Source organism: Streptomyces beijiangensis (assembly GCF_017315755.1).
GTDB lineage: Bacteria > Actinomycetota > Actinomycetes > Streptomycetales > Streptomycetaceae > Streptomyces > Streptomyces beijiangensis.
In genome coordinates, this window is sequence record NZ_JAFLRJ010000774.1 from 1 (window position 1) to 478 (window position 478).

Sequence of the window (478 nt, forward strand, 5' to 3'; positions counted from 1 at the left end):
AGCAGGAACTCGAGGGCCTCGCAGGCCCCGGTCCCGGCGGCCAGTTCGGCGGCGGCGCGCAGCAGGGGGACGGAGGGGAGCAGGTCGGCGGCGGTGGGGGTGTTCACAGGGCCGGGGACGCCGAAGCGTGCGACGAGCACGTCGGCGAGGGCGGTCGGCAGCACCCGGGCGAGCTGCGCGTCGGTGACGGCGGCCACCTTCAGCCAGGCGCGCGGCCTGTCCCGTACGAGCAACAGGGCGCAACCCGCGTGACGCAGCGCGGTGACGGCGCCGGCCGGGTGTCCCGCCAGTTGCTGCCAGACGCGCTCACGGAGCGGCACTTCTGCGAGTTTCCCCTGGTCGCGCAGCCACTGCTCGACTTCGGGGAGCGCGAAGGAGGGGCTGGTCTCGGTGCCGCCGACCGGCTTGGGGAAATCGGCGTGCCTGCGCCGCCAGTTGCTGACGGCGGCCCTGCCCACGCCCGCGAGGCGGGCGATCC

Annotated in this window: 1 pseudogene; it reads right to left on the reverse strand. The window is 75.5% G+C overall.

What is annotated here, in order from left to right:
• Positions 1 to 476, reverse strand: a pseudogene (locus J0695_RS38990) (SAM-dependent methyltransferase); the annotation flags it as partial.
• Positions 477 to 478 lie beyond the last annotated feature (2 nt).